Source organism: Sphingomonas sp. HF-S4 (assembly GCF_032911445.1).
GTDB lineage: Bacteria > Pseudomonadota > Alphaproteobacteria > Sphingomonadales > Sphingomonadaceae > Sphingomonas > Sphingomonas agrestis.
Window position 1 is genome coordinate 553,340 of the sequence record NZ_JAWJEJ010000001.1, and the last position, 17,301, is coordinate 570,640.

The 17,301-nt window shown below is 66.2% G+C and carries 8 protein-coding genes and 1 pseudogene; 1 reads left to right on the forward strand and 8 read right to left on the reverse strand.

Features of this window, described 5'->3' with window-relative positions:
* Positions 1-42 precede the first annotated feature (42 nt).
* The 4 genes from RZN05_RS02465 to RZN05_RS02480 are packed head-to-tail and all read right to left on the reverse strand — an operon-like array spanning position 43 to position 3,393.
* Positions 43-660 (reverse strand): peptidoglycan-binding protein, encoded by a 618-nt coding sequence (locus RZN05_RS02465; protein ID WP_317225038.1) that lies wholly within the window; start codon positions 658-660, stop codon positions 43-45.
* Complete coding sequence (gene hxsC, locus RZN05_RS02470; protein ID WP_317225039.1) at positions 657-1,739, reverse strand: His-Xaa-Ser system radical SAM maturase HxsC; 1,083 nt, start codon at positions 1,737-1,739, stop codon at positions 657-659. The genes RZN05_RS02465 and hxsC overlap by 4 nt, the downstream gene beginning before the upstream one ends.
* On the reverse strand, positions 1,736-3,148 hold the full coding sequence (hxsB, locus tag RZN05_RS02475) for a His-Xaa-Ser system radical SAM maturase HxsB (protein WP_317225040.1): 1,413 nt from the start codon (positions 3,146-3,148) through the stop codon (positions 1,736-1,738). The genes hxsC and hxsB overlap by 4 nt, the downstream gene beginning before the upstream one ends.
* Positions 3,145-3,393, reverse strand: coding sequence for a hypothetical protein (locus RZN05_RS02480; protein ID WP_317225041.1), 249 nt, complete (start codon positions 3,391-3,393; stop codon positions 3,145-3,147). Before RZN05_RS02480 ends, hxsB begins: the two co-directional genes overlap by 4 nt.
* A gap of 160 nt (positions 3,394-3,553) precedes the next feature.
* On the opposite strand from RZN05_RS02480, the gene RZN05_RS02485 reads away from it, so the two are divergent.
* Entirely contained in the window at positions 3,554-4,174 is a 621-nt protein-coding gene (locus RZN05_RS02485) for a hypothetical protein (protein WP_317225042.1), read from the forward strand.
* Between the two features lie 441 nt (positions 4,175-4,615).
* Here the strand turns inward: RZN05_RS02485 and RZN05_RS02490 are convergent, their stop codons facing one another.
* The 4 genes and pseudogenes from RZN05_RS02490 to RZN05_RS02505 form a co-directional block, all read right to left on the reverse strand.
* On the reverse strand, positions 4,616-11,725 hold the full coding sequence (locus RZN05_RS02490) for a putative Ig domain-containing protein (RefSeq protein WP_317225043.1): 7,110 nt from the start codon (positions 11,723-11,725) through the stop codon (positions 4,616-4,618).
* Between the two features lie 1,013 nt (positions 11,726-12,738).
* A pseudogene (locus tag RZN05_RS02495) lies at positions 12,739-13,372 on the reverse strand (tyrosine-type recombinase/integrase).
* A 280-nt stretch (positions 13,373-13,652) separates the two neighbouring features.
* Positions 13,653-14,735: a PepSY-associated TM helix domain-containing protein gene (locus RZN05_RS02500; protein WP_317225044.1), complete on the reverse strand. Its 1,083-nt coding sequence runs from the start codon at positions 14,733-14,735 to the stop codon at positions 13,653-13,655.
* Complete coding sequence (locus RZN05_RS02505; protein ID WP_317225047.1) at positions 14,735-16,870, reverse strand: TonB-dependent receptor; 2,136 nt, start codon at positions 16,868-16,870, stop codon at positions 14,735-14,737. Before RZN05_RS02505 ends, RZN05_RS02500 begins: the two co-directional genes overlap by 1 nt.
* Positions 16,871-17,301: the final 431 nt, after the last annotated feature.

Consider the following 17,301-nt stretch of genomic DNA (forward strand, 5'->3'; position numbering starts at 1 on the left):
GGGGATGGTGGCCAGTCCGCTAGGGGGGGGCGTGGCCGTCCGTCACTCGCTGGATACGCGTAGCGCATCCAGAACCTCGGACGTGATCGTGCCGGTGACTGGCAGGTCGCGGGCGCCCTGGAACTTGCGGATCGCCGCGCGCATCCCGGGACCGACAATCCCGTCGATCGCGCCTTGATAATAGCCCTGTGCCAGCAACGCGATCTGGACGCGCTTGACGATCGACTTGAACCGCTCGGTGCGCCCGCTCAGCGTCGGCAAGGCATCTGCGGGGGGCGGGGTCGCCTCGCCGGGTTGGGCACTCCGCAGCGGCAGGATGCGACGCGGCGGTGGCGGCGTGACCGGTTCGGGGGCCTCATATGCCGGCGGCGTGTACGATCCGCCATAGCTGCCCCCCGTGCTAGAGCGATGACTGGTATGGCTCGTATGGCTGTAATGGCCGCCGCTCCCGGAGCGATGGCTGCTATGGCTACGGTGACTGCTGTGGCTGCGATGTTCGGCGAGGGTCACCAGATGCCCCTGCTTGAAGATGTCGAACAGCGTCGCCTTATTCGGATCGTCATTGCCCAAGCTGAGCTGGGGTGTAGTCGCGAGCGCGTCGGTGGGGACGCCGAAACCCGCGGCGACAAGGCTCGGGATTAGGAAGCGTGTGCGCTTCATAGCGGATGTACTCCCGCGGTTGCAGCATCAGGATGCCATTCGAAAAAGCCGGTACAGGCTTCGCGTTCTCGGCAGCTCCCGCACGTCTCGACATATCTTCGCTTCCAATCCGAGATCGAGGCGGCCGCGAGATACCGGTATTGCTCGGGCACCGTGCAGCGCGGGAAGTTGAACAGACGCGCCGGCATGCCATGCAGCTTGGCGTGATCCAGCGCGGCTGCGATCGGCGCGAAGTCGCGACTGTGATTGACATAGAGCTGTGCCCAGCGGTTGCGCGCGAAGCCGACATGTTCGAGCTGCATGATCGACCAGGCATGGAGGAAGCGCAGTCGCGTGGTGACGTAGCGAGCGAGTGCAGGGAGCTCGGCGAGATTGTCCTGGACCAGCACCGTGCGCAGCTCGATGCGCGCGCCGCTCATTACCAGATGCGCAAGGCTCTGCTCGAGGCGAGCAAAGGCACCGGTCTTGCCGACGATCAAGTCGTGCAGCCCAGGATCGCGAGCATAGAGCGGGATGCCCCAGAGCACGTGGGCGAAAAGCGGGTTGCGTAGTCGCGCGACGTCGGCGGCCTCGAAATGCTGGCCGTTGGTAAGGACGTGGAAGGCGAGATCGGGGCGCGCGGCCACTATGCGCTCGATCAGGGAGAGCAATTGTCCCTTGTAGAGCGTCGGCTCGCCTCCCGAGATGCCGATGACGCTGTCGGCCTCCGCGAGCAGGCACGCTTGCTCGAGCAATGCAAAGCGGTCGATATGCGTTTTCTTTGGTGGCTGCGAGCACATCACGCAGAGCTGGTCGCAGCGCTCGGTAACCAGCAGTGTGTTATGCGGCGAGCCGGCGCGCAGCAGCCGCTCGACCCGGCCGCCATCTGGCTGGACCAGCACCACATCGCCATCGAGTGCAGCCGAGGCCATGCCGTCGATTGCGAGCAGGCCATGCGCGCCAGCAAACGTCACGCCGGCATCGTCCTCGTCGCAGAGAAAAGCGTCGTCCCGATGCGCGTCATCCTGACGGCGCGTTCGCAGACGCGCGACGAACGGCAGAGGTGCTTCGGCGAGTGCGGGCAGCGTGAGCTCGATCATGCGTGCGCCACGCCGAAGGCTTGCGGAGTGCCGTCTAACCGGAGCCAGCGGCTGAGCGAATAGCGCACGGCCGGATCGTCCTCGTAGATCAGGCTGAACAGGAAATCGAAGAGATGGAGGTGCCTGCGGCAGAACTCGGTCTCAAGCCTCGGCCGGTCGATGCGGCCATAGCGCGCGAGATCGTCGACCAGATCGCGGCCGCAATACGGCTGGTAGGCACAGCGTTGGCAGGCCGGATCGTCATAGTTCGAATTGTGCGCGTTGAGCAAATCGCGGCGGGTGCCGGCCCAGCCGGTTTGCACGTCCCCGATCGCGAGGTCGATCACGCCCGAGCGCGACAGCATGCGCGCTTCGTCGGTGGGATAGACCAGGCCGTCATGGTCGATCACGACATAATCGTGGCCAAGCGGATTGGGGTTGCGCAGGTCGACATGGCGGTCGACGCCGGGCTGGAAGATCCGTCGCAGGCAGATGCCGGTGTAGCTCTCCTCGAGCACGCGGCTACGGTCGGACCAGTTCCGCGCGATCAGCGCCCGGACAAAGCGCTCGTGATAGGCGCGCCAAGTCTCCGACTGCTCGCGCGAATCGCTGTGCCGCTTGCGCGCGAACCCCTGATAATTGATCGGTCGCAGGAAGATGCTGTCGAAGCCCAGCGCGGCATAGGTATCGATCAGCGTGTCGATTTCGGGCGGGTTGCGGGGATCGACTGTCGGCAAGGCCGAAACCTTGTGCGGACCATAGCGAGCGAGGACGAAGCGCAGGTTCGCCAGGAACTGGTCGGTCGCGCTGTTGCTGCCGGTGCGGTGGCGCTGATGGGTCAGCGCGTCTCCATCGAGCGAGGTGCTGATATAGAGTTCGGGATTGTCGAACAGCGCAAGGATATTGTCATCGATTTGCTGGAGATTGGTGCAGATTACGAACTGGCGTTCTTCAAAGCGCTGGCACCGCTCGATCACCGCGCGGATCAGGTCTGGCCGCAGCGTCGGCTCGCCGCCCTGGAGTTCGATCTTGATCCGATCGCCGGGCAGTTCGTCGAGGATTGTGAGCACCGCGCCGAGCGTCTCGTCGCTCCAGTCGAAGCCGGGCTGCTTGAGCCCCGCGCGCGACACCTGGCAATAGCTGCAGCTCAGATTGCAGCGCAGGGTCGGTACCAGGATCAGATAGTCGAGCGGTCCCGCATGCGCCGCCCGCTCTGCAAGGCCATAGAGATAGCCGGCATGACCGAGCGCGTCGTCTGGCGCGAGCGCATGGCCTTCTTCGATGAGGAAGCGATGGTCGAAGGGCGAAAGCTCGTCGGCGGCGAAGCGCTCTAGAAAGGGCGAAGTGGTCGTGAAGAAGCGGCCGGTGTCGTGTACGCAGAGCACCTGCTCGTCGCCAAGCGGGCGCATGCGCAGCGGCACGAAGCTCATTGCGCCAGCATCCTATAGGCGCCAGCCCGATGCGCCTGCGCGCGCTGGTGCGAGACCTCGTTCGCGAGCGCGGCCGCCCAGATTGCTGCCAGGTCAGGATGGTCATGCTGGTCGGATTGAAGTCGAACCCTCGTATCGCTCAGTGTCGCCTGTACGTGCGGCGTGAAGCCGCCGAGCCAATGTACTGCGCACGCGGCAATCTCTTTTGCCCCAGCGTCGATCGCGAACTCCGCGATAGTCCCCATGCCTACATCTCCCCCGTCGGCCAGGCTAAACGGGGTCGAGGCATTTGCACAAGAGCTTGGCGGGCCTTGGAAGAAAAACCGGAAGAGCTGCCAGGAGCGTACGCGATTACAGGTTGATCGCCGCCTGACGCTTACATAACCTGTATTGCGGGGGACGAGGATGGCGAACGCGCAAGCGAAGACAGGGGCGAGCGGCTGGGTGGCGGCGGCAATCGTGCTGGGGCTGCTGTTTGCGATTGGTATGTGCTCCTCGCGCTCGACGGACAAAACTGCGCAGTCCTTTGCTTCACCGACGCTCACCAACCAGATCGAGACGATGCCGGTACCCGCGCCAGCGCCGATTGCTGCGCTCAGCCTGGCGAGTGTTCGCAAAGGACGGCAGCATCTGACGATGGTCCTTGGCGCCGAGGGTCTTTCGGGCGCTATGATCTACAGCCAGAATTGCTACGACGCCCTAAGTCGTAACTTCAGCTGGGTCCGGCTCGACCTTTGCGGCGGCTTCGACATGCTTGCGGTGGCGGCGGTCGACACAGCTGCGACCGAGGGGCTCACCGGCGAAGTTGCGTATTTCGGTTCGGAAGCCGCGGCCGGACGCTACCTGGCCTTGGCGACCAAGGCGGGGCAGGAGGCAGGCGAGGCCGACCTGCGGCTCGAGGCGCTCCAGGCGCGGGCGAGGGCGGTGGCGCCCAAGCCTACGCCTTCGCCGTCGCTGGACTTGGACGAGGAGCTCGCGCCAGAAGGCGAGCCTGCGGTCGACAACGCGGTTGTAGAGGACGTTTGAGGCGGCGCGCCTCTGCTCCGAAGAGCGGCATTCTCCCTCGTGCTTGCGCCTCGCGCCTGTGGCGCGACCGCGCTCTACGGCGCTGCACGACGCCGAGCCCTTTGGCTCGGCCTGATGGTGACAATCGCTGGCGCGGGAGGGGGGAAGCGGAAAGGCCGCTTTGGGGCGCAGGGCTAGGGCAAGCGGCCGCTTCGCCATGTGGCTCGCGCCGGCAGCGATGCGCCCCCTAATCGGTCATCGAGCGGCATGGCGACAGCTGCCAAAAGCTGCCGTTCGCTCAAGCCTTGATCGCCCCCGCACGCCAATTCCGTTTGCTCTACGCTGTACCCTTCTCGCGCTTAGAGCCGTCCGGCGGGTCAGATCGATGCCAATGATCTCCATCTCCTCGCAGGGGGGATTGCGGCAGGATCCAGGGTGGCGTGACCGTCATCCCGGCCCTGATCAGAATCGCTTGGACACTATGAGCCGGAAGATGCCCGCAGTCTCGTTACCGCCAAGACGCGCGCCACCTTCGAAGTCGATCGACCAGCTCGGCGGGAAGACGAAGCGGCTGCCGACGGCCATCTGGAACTGATCGCGCATCCAGCCTTGGGTGCCCAGGCTGTAGAAAGACTGACCGGGGATGTTGGCATAATCTAGCCATTGGGCATCGGCCTCGTCGAACTCGTGGTTCCACTCGAAGCGCAGCCGCGGCGTGATCGTAGTGTCGCCGTAACGCCGGTCGATCTCGATCCGCGCGCCGAGCGTCCCGGTGAGCGATTTGAGGTCGCGCGCGTCGAAGCGCAGGTCGTAGCGCCCTGTCCCGCTCTCGACATAGGTACCAAGATCGGCGTTCATGAACTCGCCTCGGCCGTAGATCGACCAGCGGACCGAGCCGCTTGCCTGATCAATACCGAGCGCGAGCGCGCCGACGGTGAAGCTGCCGTCGCGGCTGCCATTGGCGGTGGCGTTAGCCGCTGCAACTACGCGGCGTGTGGCAAAGCTCAGGTCGCCCCGGCCGATCATCCCGTCGACGAAGACGCTCTCGAAGGGCATCAGGCTGGCATAGGCTGCGACCAGACTGCTCTGGCTGCGCACCCGCGCCGCGCCGCCGCCGATATGGCTGACGTCGTTGCCATAGCCGCCGCCGATGCCGATTACCGCGCCCTCGGCGACCTTGATGTCGATGCCGCCGCTTAGGCCGGAGGTCGTCGCAGTGATCTTGGAACGGTCTGTGGTCTCATCCTGCGTGCCGATATCGATCGCGCCACCGCTCCACAGCCCGACCGAACCGACACGGCGGGTGCCATCGTCCTCAGCTTCATCGGCACCGTAGGCCGCGGCTTGCTCGCCCGCCCCCGCATTTGCCCGCGCCGCGCCGTTGTTGCTGATTGGAACACTGACGGCCGCCGTGTTGTTCACGCTGCCGAGCGCACCGAGTAGTACACCGCGATCGCTGGGACCGGCCTGGCTGTTGAGATAGGCGCCCATCTCGGGATCGGCGGCGCTGGGCCGCATCCGTTCGGTGATCGCGAGCGCCGAGGCATCGAAGGCCGGGCTGGCCTGGACGGGGCCGCGACCGTCCCGAGAGTTGAGCGTGATGCCCATCCGGGCACCGCCCGCTCCACCGCCATGATGAAGTTGCTCGGTGCGGCGCATGAAGTTCGACACTTGGCTGCGCGCGAAGCGGCGAGCCGCCTCGGCCTGGGCATCGCTGACTGCGCGGACGTTCGGATCTGCGGTGGGATCAGGACGTGCAGTGACTGTCACGGTCACGGTCGCAGGAGCCGAAACGCCATAGGCGTTGCTCAGCGTGTACTGGATCGTGATCGCACCATCGAAGCGGTTAATCGCAGTGACGTCGAGACGGTACCCTTGGGTCGCGCCCGAGCCGCTCGCCACGATCGCCGTGGTCGCCGCATTGGCCGGGAGAACACTTACCACATTGGCGGCGGTGAACGGCCCGTTCGAGGCGCCGGTGGTGAGATCGACCGACACAGTCTGGCCGTCGCCGACGGTCGCCACCTTGGGCAGCGCAACCGGGATTGCGCCGACGATGCTGATCGTCACCGCTGCCGGCGACGAGGCGCCGCCCGGGCCCACTGCAGCGAAAGTGAAGCTGTCGCTTCCGACATAGCCCACCGCTGCTGTGTAGGTGGCGGTCACCGTCAGGCTGGCAAGCGTGCCGATGCCCGAGCCGCCACCGGCCGAGCCTGTGGTCTGCAGCGTCACAGTGCCATGCGCAGGCGGGGTTTCGATCTCAATCGAAGTGTAGTCGCCGGTGACCAGCGCCGAGAGGTTGATCTGGACGCTGCTGTTCGGATTGACCGGCGTGCTGCCGGCCACCGTGCTGCTGCCCGGCTGGGCGGCAGGTGGCGGCGGGGTGTCGACCGCCAGGCTGACGGTCGCGGCCGACGAGGTGCCGCCGGGGCCGGTCGCGGTATAGGTGAAGCTGTCGGCGCCGTGATAGCCGGCGGCCGGCGTATAGGTGACGACATTGCCGGCGACCGTGGCGGTGCCGTGCGCCGGCGCGGTGCCGATCGCAAGGCTGGTATAGACGCCGCTCACCGAGCTGGTCAGGTCGATCGCGGTGCCAGTGCTGTTGTACGGCACAGCGACGTTGCTGACGGTCGCGGCAGTCGGTGCCGGGGGCAGCGCGACGTTGAACGTCACCGTCGCGACGTTCGACGTGCCGCCGGGGCCGGTGGCGGTGTAGGTGAAGCTGTCGGCGCCATAATAGCCGGCGGCCGGCGTGTAGGTGACGACATCGCCGGCGATCGTCGTCGTGCCATGCGCCGGCGCGGTGCCGATCGCGATGCTCGAATGGACGCCGGTGATCGACGGGGCGAGATCGATCGGGGTGCCGCTGCTGCCATAGGGCACGGCGACGCCCGCGAGATCGGCGGCCGCCGGCGGTGCCGGGACGGCGACGTTCAGCGTCACCGTCGCCGGGGACGAGGTGCCGCCGGGGCCGGTCGCGGTATAGGTGAAGCTGTCGGCGCCATAATAGCCGGCGGCCGGCGTGTAGGTGACGACATCGCCGGCGATCGTCGTCGTGCCGTGCGCCGGCGCGGTGCCGATCGCGATGCTCGAATGGACGCCGGCGATCGACGGGGCGAGATCGATCGCGGTGCCGCCGCTGTTATAGGGCATGGCGACGTTGCTGACATTAGCCGCGGTCGGCGCAGCGGGGGTGCTGACCGTGATGCTCACTAAGGCGGGCGCCGAGGTGCCGCCGTCATTGGTGGCCGTATAAGTGAAGCTGTCCGCACCATAATAGCCGGTGGCCGGGGTGTAGGTGATGGTCAGCCCCGAGACGCTGGCGGTGCCGTGCGCCGGCGGCGAGGCGACTGCGACGCTGGTCGCCGTGCCGCCCGAGATCGCGAGCGTGATCGGGTTCGCGCCCGAATTATAGGGGACGGTTTCGCTGACCGGGCCTGCGGACGGCGCCGTGGGCACGGCGATGACTAGGCTGTAGGCGCGGCTTCCGGTGAACGGCGCACCGGCGCCGGTCGAGCTGTCGGTCGCGGTGATGGTGACGTTGAACGTGCCATGGACGCTCGACGTGCCCGAGATCGTACCGGCCGGCGAGAGCGTCAGCCCGGCAGGCAGCGCGCCGGCGGTGACCGCATAGCTGTACGGCGTGGTGCCGCCGCTGGCGCTGAGCGCCTGGCTGTAGGCGACGTCCATCTGGCCGCCGGTCAGGGTCGGCGGTGCGAGGGCAATCGTCGGCGCGCCGACGGTCAGGGAATAGGCACGGCTGCCAGTATAGGGCGCGCCGGTGCCGGTCGAGCTGTCGGTCGCGGTGACCGTGAAGGTGAAGGTGCCGCTCGCCGTGGCAGTGCCCGACAGCGTGCCGGTGGGCGACAGCGTCAGGCCCGCGGGCAGCGCGCCGGCAGTGACGGCATAGCTGTAGCCGGCAGTGCCGCCCGAGGCGGTGATCGCCTGGCTATATGCCGTGGCCACCGTCGCATTGGGCAGCGCGGCGGGCGCGAGCGCGATCGTCGGCGCAGCGACCGTCAGGCTGAGCGCACGGCTGCCGCTATACGGCCCGGTGCCGCCCGAACTGTCGGTGGCAGTGATCGTGAAGTTGAAGGTGCCACCCGCGCTGGGCGTACCGGAGAGCGTGCCCCCCGTCGACAGGTTCACTCCTGCCGGCAGCGCGCCGGCGGTGACCGCGAAACTGTACGGCGCGGTGCCGCCACTTGCGGTAACGGTCTGGCTGTAGGCCGCGGCGACGGTGGCGTTGGGCAGACTTGTGGTGTCGACGACGATCGCCGGGGTGCCGACGGTCAGCGTATAGCCGCGCGTTCCTGCATAAGGGCCGCTGCCGGTCGAGCTGTCGGTCGCCGTGACAGTGAAGGAGAAGGTGCCTGCCGAGCTCGGCGTTCCGGCGAGCGTGCCGGTCGGCGACAGCGTCAGGCCGCCGGGCAGGGCGCCCGAGGCGACCGCATAGCTATAGGGTGCCGTGCCGCCGCTCGCGGTGAGCGCCTGGCTGTAAGCCACACCGGGCGTGCCGCTGGGCAGCGTCGTCGGCGCGATCGTGACCGTCGGCGCCGCGATGGTCACCGCATAAGCGCGATTGGTCGAGAACGGCGCACCGGCGCCGGTCGAGCTGTCGGTCGCGGCGATCGTGAAGTTGAAGGTGCCGCCCGCGGTCGGCGTGCCGGTCAGCGCGCCGGTCGTGGGATTGAGCGAGACGCCGGCGGGCACGGCGCCCGCCGTGACCGCGTAGCTGTAAGGCGCCGTGCCGCCCGAGGCGCTGAGGGCCTCGCTGTATGGCGTGCCGATCGCACCATTACCGAGCGTGGCAGGCGCGAGCGTAATCGACGGGGCCGAGACGGTGAAGGTGTAGCCGGAGGCCACGCCATAGGGAGCGCCGGCACCCGCGGTCGAATCGCGGGCGACGACGGCAAAGTTGAAACTGCCTGCCGCCGTCGGCGTGCCCGAAAGCGTGCCGTTGGACGCCAGCGTCAGGCCCGGCGGAATCGTGCCGGAGAAACGAGAATAGGTGTAGGGCGCCGTACCGCCGCCGGCGACGAAGTTACCGGTATAGGTGGCACCCACCGAACTCGACAGGGTTGGCGCCGCGAGCGTGAAGTTGGGCGAGTTCATAAGGAGCGTGTAGCTGCGGCTGCCGCTATAAGGCGCGCCCGCGCCGGTGGAGCTGTCGGTCGCAGTGATCGTGAACGTATAAAGGTCGTTCGCCGTCCCGGTGCCCGAGAGCACGCCGCTGGCAGACAGGCTGAGGCCCGGCGGCAGCGCGCCGGCGGTGACCGCAAAGTTGTAGGGCCCATTGCCGCCGGACGCAGTCAACGTCTGGCTGTACGGCGTGCCGGCGTAACCGTTGGGCACGGATGTGGGCGAGAGCGTCACGATCGCGGCCGCGACGGTCAGCGTATACGAGCGGCTGGCGCTGTAAGGGCCGGAACCGCCAGAGCTGTCGGTCGCGGTGATCGTGAAGTTGAAGCTGCCGCCTGCGGTCGGCGTGCCCGAAATCGTGTTGCCGGTCAGGCTCAGTCCGGCGGGCAGCGCACCGGCGGTGACGGCATAGCTGTAGGTCGCGGTGCCGCCGCTCGTGGTGATCGCCTGGCTATATGCCGCGCCCGCGGTCGCATTGGGCAACGAGGCCGGCGCAATCGCGATCGTCGGCGCCGCGACGGTCAGCGTATAGGCCCGGTTGCCGGTATAGGGGCCCGCACCGCCCGAGCTGTCGGTCGCGGTGACGGTGAAGTTGAAGCTTCCGCCCGCGGTCGGCGTGCCCAAGAGCGCGCCGCCTGCCGTCAGGTTGAGCCCTGCCGGAAGCGCGCCGGCAGTCACGGCATAGGTGTAGGTCGCGGTGCCGCCGCTCGCGGTGATCGTCGCCGAATAGGCGGTGCCGACCGTCGCGTTGGTCAGCGAGGCAGGGCTCAGCGTGATCGTCGGCGCGCCGATGGTGATCGCATAGGCCTGGCTGCCGCCATAGGGCGCCGCGGGCCCGGTGGTGCTGTCGGTTGCGGTGAGCGTGAAGTTGAACGTGCCGCCTGCCGTCGGCGTGCCGCTGATCGCGCCGGTGCTGCCGTTGATCGACAGGCCGGTGGGCAAGGAGCCCGAGGTCACGGCATAGCTGTAGGTCGCGTTGCCGCCGCTCGCCGTGGCGGTCTGCGGATAGGCAGTGCCGATCGCGCCGTTGGGGAAGGTCGACGGCAACAGCAAGATTACCGGCGGGGAGACGGTGATCGAATAGGCATTCGCCACCGTATACGGCCCGCCGCTGCCCACCGTGGAGCTGTCGGTCGCAGTGATCGTGAAGTTGAACGTGCCGACGGCGGTGGGCACGCCCGAGATGGTGCCTCCGGCCAGCGTGATCCCGGTCGGCAAGGTGCCGGCAGTGACGGCATAGCTATAGGTCGGCGTGCCGCCGCTGGCGGTGAAGCTCTGCGAATAGGACGCGCCGGCAGTGGCGCCGGGCAGCGCGCCCGCGGCGGGCGACAGGCTGAGCGTCGGCGCCGCGATGACGAGCGTCAGCGTGCTCGTCGCCTGGGTGAAGGCGGGCGTCGAACTGTCGGTGATGTTGGCGGTGAAGTTGAACGACCCGCTCGCCGTCGGCGTCCCGGTGATCGTGCAATTGCTGTTGAGCTGGGTGCCTGCCGGCAGCGCGCCCGAGGCGAGCGTGGTGCCGCAGGTATAGGGGCCCGTTCCCCCAGCAGGCGTTATCGCGACACCACTAAGGGCGGTACCGCGCGTGCCCGAACCGGAGAACGTACCCGACAGCGTCGGATTGTTGACCGGCACCGTCACCGTGGCGACATTCGAATCGCCATTGGCGTTGGACGCGCGGACATAGAAGGTGTCGCTGCCGCGGAAGCCGGCCGGAGCTGCATAGGTGACGACGCCGGAGGTGTTGATCGAGACGTTGGTCGTGCTGCTGTTGGCGCTCTGCGCAGTTGCGGCGAAGCTACCCCCGCTGGTTTTCGAGATGAGCCAGCCCGTCGGGCTGTTGGTCGCGCTGGTACCGGTGGCAGCGTTGATCGAATTGCCGGTCGAGCCATAGCCGACCGCACTGGCAGTGAAGCTGTTGAGCGCCGGCACGGGAGGCGTGCCGGGCGTGCAGGTGACCGCGAGAGTGATCGTGCCGTCCACCGTGCCCGATCGGATCGCGCGCGACTGCACCGCGGCGGTCGAGGCCGAGGCTGTGAAGCTGAGCGTCGTCGTATTCGAGCCGTTGCCCGTGAACACTTCGAAGGCCCGCTGCGTGAAAGCTGAGCCGCCCGTTCCTTCGAAGAGACGTGCCGAGAGACTTCCGGTGCCGGAAAAGCCAGTGACATTGGCAGTCATGGCGATCACATCGCCGACGTCAAACGTGTAGAAAGTGGTGCTGTCCGGGGCCCAGCTCGCCGGCGACAGGCCACCGTCGCCGGTCTGCGCCGAGGTGCGGGCCGTGTTGGCGCGATAGCTGGCGGCCGATCCCTTCGCCGTCGAGGACGTGATGGTGGTCCCGCTCGTCGTCATGTTGAAATTGAGGACGCCGCTGTTGATCGCGTCACAGCCGGTCGATGCCTGGGCGGCAGCGGGCGCGAACGCCGCAACCAAGATCAGAGACGCAGAAAGGCAGGATCGCCGAAAGGCGGCGGCGGGCTGATTCGATGCGATTCTCCGCGACGAACGAGCATGGGAAACGGCACCGATTGCCTGCGCGCAGCGCCGTAGAATGCCCGTAGCCCCAACCAACACGACCACTCCCCCCACGTCGATTCGCGGGATTCGGTAGGCGATTAATGCTAAATTTTTCTTTACCGGCTGCTTCGGTCTCTCTCGACTTGGGGGTCTGGTCTCCCCTCACTTACGGCATCAGAGCGTCTCCACGTCCACGGTGCCCGACCGCCCGCCGGTCAGGGGAATCCGCAGATTGTGCGCGCCCGGATGACGCTCCATCGCCTCTACCGTTTGGGCATTTCATCGCGCATGATATCCCGGTCCGGGGCGAGCGTCGCCAGCGAACTGATGACGCCCTCCGCCCGTGCACTGTGCATCTCCAGTCTCACCGCCACCCCAGCAGCACCCTTATCCGCTCCCAGCCCATACCACGGTCGCACTTGCCGGGTACTTTGGGAAAGCGTGCAGCGCCTGTCCCGCCAGCGTAGGCAAGTCCGATGGTGGCAAATGCCTGGGTCGAACTATTGTCGCCCTACCTTAAACGGTGCGCCTGGCTACCCAAAGAATCACGCCCGAACAGCACGACGAAGAAGACCGTGCTTGCAGCCGGAAGGGCGGTGATGGCGAGTTGCGCCGAGGTAGGTGGCTCAGGCAATTTTGCTTCCCGATAATTGCGACACTAGCGACAAATCAGAGGCACGCTCCTGGGCGGACGGATGGGACCAAAGTGATCAGACTCCCAGCTTGCGCTTGAGGTGTTACAACCTCGCTTTGAGTCATTCCCAAAGGCTTTTGCCACCATTCGCGCTAGCCAGTTTCGCAACGACAACTCTGGTGGGTTCTGATCGTGAAAGCTGCCAGACCGCTAACGGCCCAATCTCGGACATTCGGTGCACCTAGGTACTTGCCTCAAAGCGGCCGACCGAAATGACCGGCCAGCCGCCAGATAGTCAAATTTCAGTTCGCTCTGCCAGAAGCAAGGCATCTTCTACGTCGACGCCGAGGTATCGGACCGTGTTTTCGATCTTTGTGTGGCCGAGCAAGATTTGAATTGCCCGGATGTTGCCTGTGGCTCGGTAGATCATCGCGGCTTTCGTGCGACGCAGCGAGTGCGTGCCATACTCGGCCTTGCGCAGACCGATGGCGGTTACCCACTCGTCGACCAAGCGTGCGGACTGACGGGTGCTCATATGCGCACCAAGATCCACACGGCTCGGGAACAGGTAGTTATTTTCCAAACCGCCGCGCCCGCTCGAGCCAAGCGATCAAGGTTGCACGGACATCCGCCGTGAGCTCGAACTGGACGGGGCGGTTGGTCTTTTGCTGGATGACGATCGCGCGGTTCCGAACGTCCGCGCCAGCAACGACATCGCCGATCTTGATCTTGACCAAGTCGCAGCCCCGCAGCTTGCTGTCGATCGCGAGATCGAACAGTGCCTTATCCCGCAGACGCCCTTCGCGATCCAAGTGGAAGCGGATCGCCCAAATTTGCTTCTGGGTAATTGGTCGCTTGGTGCCGACATTCTTGCCAGCGTTCCAGGTGGTGCGAGCCTGTATGGTGGGGTCAAATCGAGAGTATCCCATGTTCATCTCCTCGGCCGTGATTGGCCGAGTAGGGAACGCTGGGTTGGGAAGCTTCTGGGCCGGTTGGAGACCGGCAGCTTCGAAGTAATCCAGGCTGGAAAGCGGACGTTCGTTCAGGAGCACCGCGGAGCCGCTAAGACCCACAAGCGGCCATTCAAAACGCCCTTCCGGGTCCTCAATTTCGGCCATTCGTTCATGTCCGCGTGGCGGCTGCTCCGGCGCGCCGGAGGGCAGGGCTGGTGGCAGCATTGCGCATCTCACCGATCGCCGGATGTTGCGACTAGACCTTGGCAGCGGCGACGCGCTTCCTGCGGGCACTCGCCCGCATGTTCGAACGCGTCTTCCAGAAGCCGTAGACCGCTAGGCTGCCAAGCATCGCCAGCGCCAGCCCGGACAGCGTCATCGCAACCTTCCAAGCCAGTCCGCCGACCTTCGCGGCGTGCAGCGGATATAGCTTCTCCCGCGCCGACGCATGGGAGCCGGCGGTCGTCGCGTCGACAGCGCCGATCACCGTCATCGTCGCCGGATCGAAATATAGAAAGGTCCGACCATTGGGCGTCCATTCGAACGATTGTCGCAGGCGCAGCGTGATCGGCGTGCCCGGACGCTTCGGCCATTGCAGCCGACGCGGCTCGGCCCCCGGGAAGCGATCCTGCGCGCTCCGTAGCACGCCAGGCACCAAGGCGGGCGTTGCAAGCGCATGATCGACCGGCACCTTAGGCGGGCGGAGCCGCGGATTCTCGCCGAGCGGCGACAGGACGAACTGACCGATCGCCGGCAGGGCCATCATCACGCCGGTCAGCAGCGACAGCAGCAGCAGCGGCGCAGTGACGATGCCAAGGTCGCGATGGTGGTGGACGATCGCGCCCGGCGTCATCTTGGCCGGCCACAGCCGCGGCCGGAAGCGTGCGCGCATCCGCCACCACAGGATGACGCCGCTAACCACGAAGAACAGCCCGATCAGCCCCACGATGCCGTTCACCGTCTCGCCGACATCGCCGAGCAGTAGCCGGTGGTGGAGATCGAATAGCCAAAGCTCGGGGCGCTGCCACGCGCTCGTCCATAGGGTAACGACCTCGCCACCCTGGCTGAGATAGGCGCCGCTGCCATTGGCATATACGACCTGATGCAGCCCGAAACCATCGCCCGCAAAGGTGACGCGATCGATCGGCTGCGCGCTGTGAGCGAGCGTCGCCACGACCCGCTCCAGTGCCGCAGCATCGGGAACGACCGGACCATTTGCGTGCGGCACAAAAGTGAGCGCGTCGCGCCAGACCAGCAGCGCTCCGGTAAGCCCGAGCAGTGCCAGCAGGGCCCCGGAAATTCCGCCGACCCAGCGATGGAACAGCGACAGCAGCCGCATTAGAATGCCGCTTGCCAACTCAGCGTGAAGTTGCGTCCGCGCCCGGTGTAGAAGCGAGCATTGTCGGTCGGCCCCTGCGTGTCGCTGTAATAAGTGACATAGTCGGTGTTGCCGAGGTTCTGAACGCTCAGCATTAAACGGCCGATCGACAGCTCATAGGCGAGATAAGCGTCGAACAGCTGATAGCCGACAAACTCGTTGGCGGCCGGCTGGCCTTCGAAGCGCCGCGCCAGATAGTAGCGGCCCTGCATCCGGGCACTGAAGCGGCCGCTGCTGAAATCGGCATTGAGGTTGAGGCGATCGGGCGAGATGTTCGCGCCATCGAGATCGGCCTCGAAAAAGCCGTCGCCATTGACGTCGGTCCGACCCTCGACATGGCTGTAGCCAACGCCAAGCTTCAGTCCGGGCACGGGGGTGCGCGTGTCGAGGTTGAGTTCGAGCCCCTCAATGTCGATAGGCTGGCGCACGACGTTGAAGATGCCGTCGTCATTGCGGACCAGCACCTGCCCGGCGTCGCTCGACGACCAGTAATAGGTGGCGCTGGCGATGAGCGGGCCCTGGTTCACCTCCAGCCCCAGCTCGCGATTGTTCGACGTCACCGGCGTGAGGTCGAGATAGTCGTCGATCCGCACATCGGGCTGGCTGATCCCGCGCAGCACGCGGCCGATATCGGCGATGGTATAGCCTTCGGCATAGCTGCCATAGGCGCGGATGCCCTTGACCGGCTCGAGCACGATGCCGCCGTTCCACAGCGCGCGCTCGAACGAGGGCGTGCCGCCGGTGACGAAGCGCGATCTCGACGTCGCGATGGTAGTATAGTCGGGAATATCGAGCTGGACATTCTCGTAGCGGACGCCGCCTGCGAGCCGGACGATACCGTCGAGCAGCTTGAGGTTGGCCTGACCGAACGGGGCAAGGCTTCGGAAGTCGGTCTGCGGCACCCAGCTTCGCTTGGTGTGAACCAGCGTCTGGGCGGTACGGTCGATCAGCGCGTCGAATCCAAGGGTCAGCGTCAGCGCCTCGAAGCCCGGCACCGCGCGCTCATAGCTCACCTTTCCGCCGAGCTTGCGCGACACGTTGCGTGACTGTTCGAACAAGGTGCCCACCGGCGCGATCGCCGCATCCTGGAAGGTCGCTAGGATGCCACCGGCGAAGGTATCGCTGGTGCGATTGTAGAAGCCCTGAAGGGCGAAGGCGCCGCCTGCGAGGTCGCTGTCGGTCAGCGATGCCGACACCATCTCGGCGAGGCCGGTGGAGGGGATACCAGGTGTCTGGCCCCGGCGAGTCGTCGCCGGAATGCCGAGTGCGCGGCTGCCGTCGACCGGTACATAATGGTTGTTGCCCTCAAGCTCGAAGCGGTTGGCGATCACTTCGAAGCGGGCGGTGTCGGACAGATCTAGGCCGATGCGCCCGAAGAAGGACAGGCTGTCGGTGTCCTGGATCTCGCTCTGATTGCCGTCATAGCCGATGCGCCGGCCGCGGCCGTCGATGAACACGCTCCGCCGCTCGAACGCAGCACCGGCAGTCGCGTCCAGGCGGCCGCTGCGGAAACTCACCAGCCCCGCGAGCTTGCCGCCGAGCGACGCGAAGGAGAAATCGTTGCCCGCATTGCCCTGAAGCAGCGTGCGGCCGGACCAGCCATCCTGCTTGGGCGCGGTGACGGTGACCTGGTTGACTACGCCGCCCGTCGCGCCGATCCCCTGCAGCGCGTTGGAGCCATAGATGACCTCGACGCGATCGATGAAGAACGGATCGATCGTATAGCCATCACGTGCACCGTCGCGGATCGGCGTCGTCTGCGGGATACCGTTGATCGCGTAGAGTGGAGAGCGGCCGCGCAGCGTCTCGCCCGAGCCTGTGATCTTCTCGCGCGTCGGCGAAAAGGCTGGCAGCAGCGCGGATACGGCATCCACAACCGAACCCGACACGGTCACTTGGCGCGACAGCGTCTCGCGATCGATCACGTCCACCGTCAGCGGCAGCGCGCTCGCCGGCAGCGTGGATCGCGCCGCGGTCACGACGATATCGCTGTCACCCTCCGGTGTTTGGCCGGCCTCGGGAGGGGTAGCGATCTGCGCGCTGGCGCTCCCCGCCCAAAGCCCTGCGACGATCACCGCACCCGCTTTGCTCTTCATGCGACTCCCCTTCTGCGCGGCGCCGCTTACGGGCTAGGTGCCGTTAATGCAAGTCGGTTGCATTAGCAGAAGAAGGTGCCGCACATTTTGTCGAGTCGCGTCTGTATGATGAACGGTCGCCCGCGCGTTCGACATGCCTGTCCTTTGACCCAAAAGCGGACATCTGTTCAGACTCCGCCGCGGCCGGCAACTGCGCCGCTAACGGGCTGGCAGGTTTCGGCGCGCTGCGCTGCAAAGCGGACATATGTGAGCTTCGCGGCTCAGGCCCGCACCCGACCAGGTATTGCCGTTCACCAAATGCGTTGCGAAGGTCCGGATCGGACGCAAGCTGCCGGAGAGCAAGCGACCAAAGTCGGTCACTACGCGTCGCCGCCGCCCTGCCCGAAAGCAGACGCAAATTCTGCTGGAGGGCTTAGAGTAGCCATCGGACA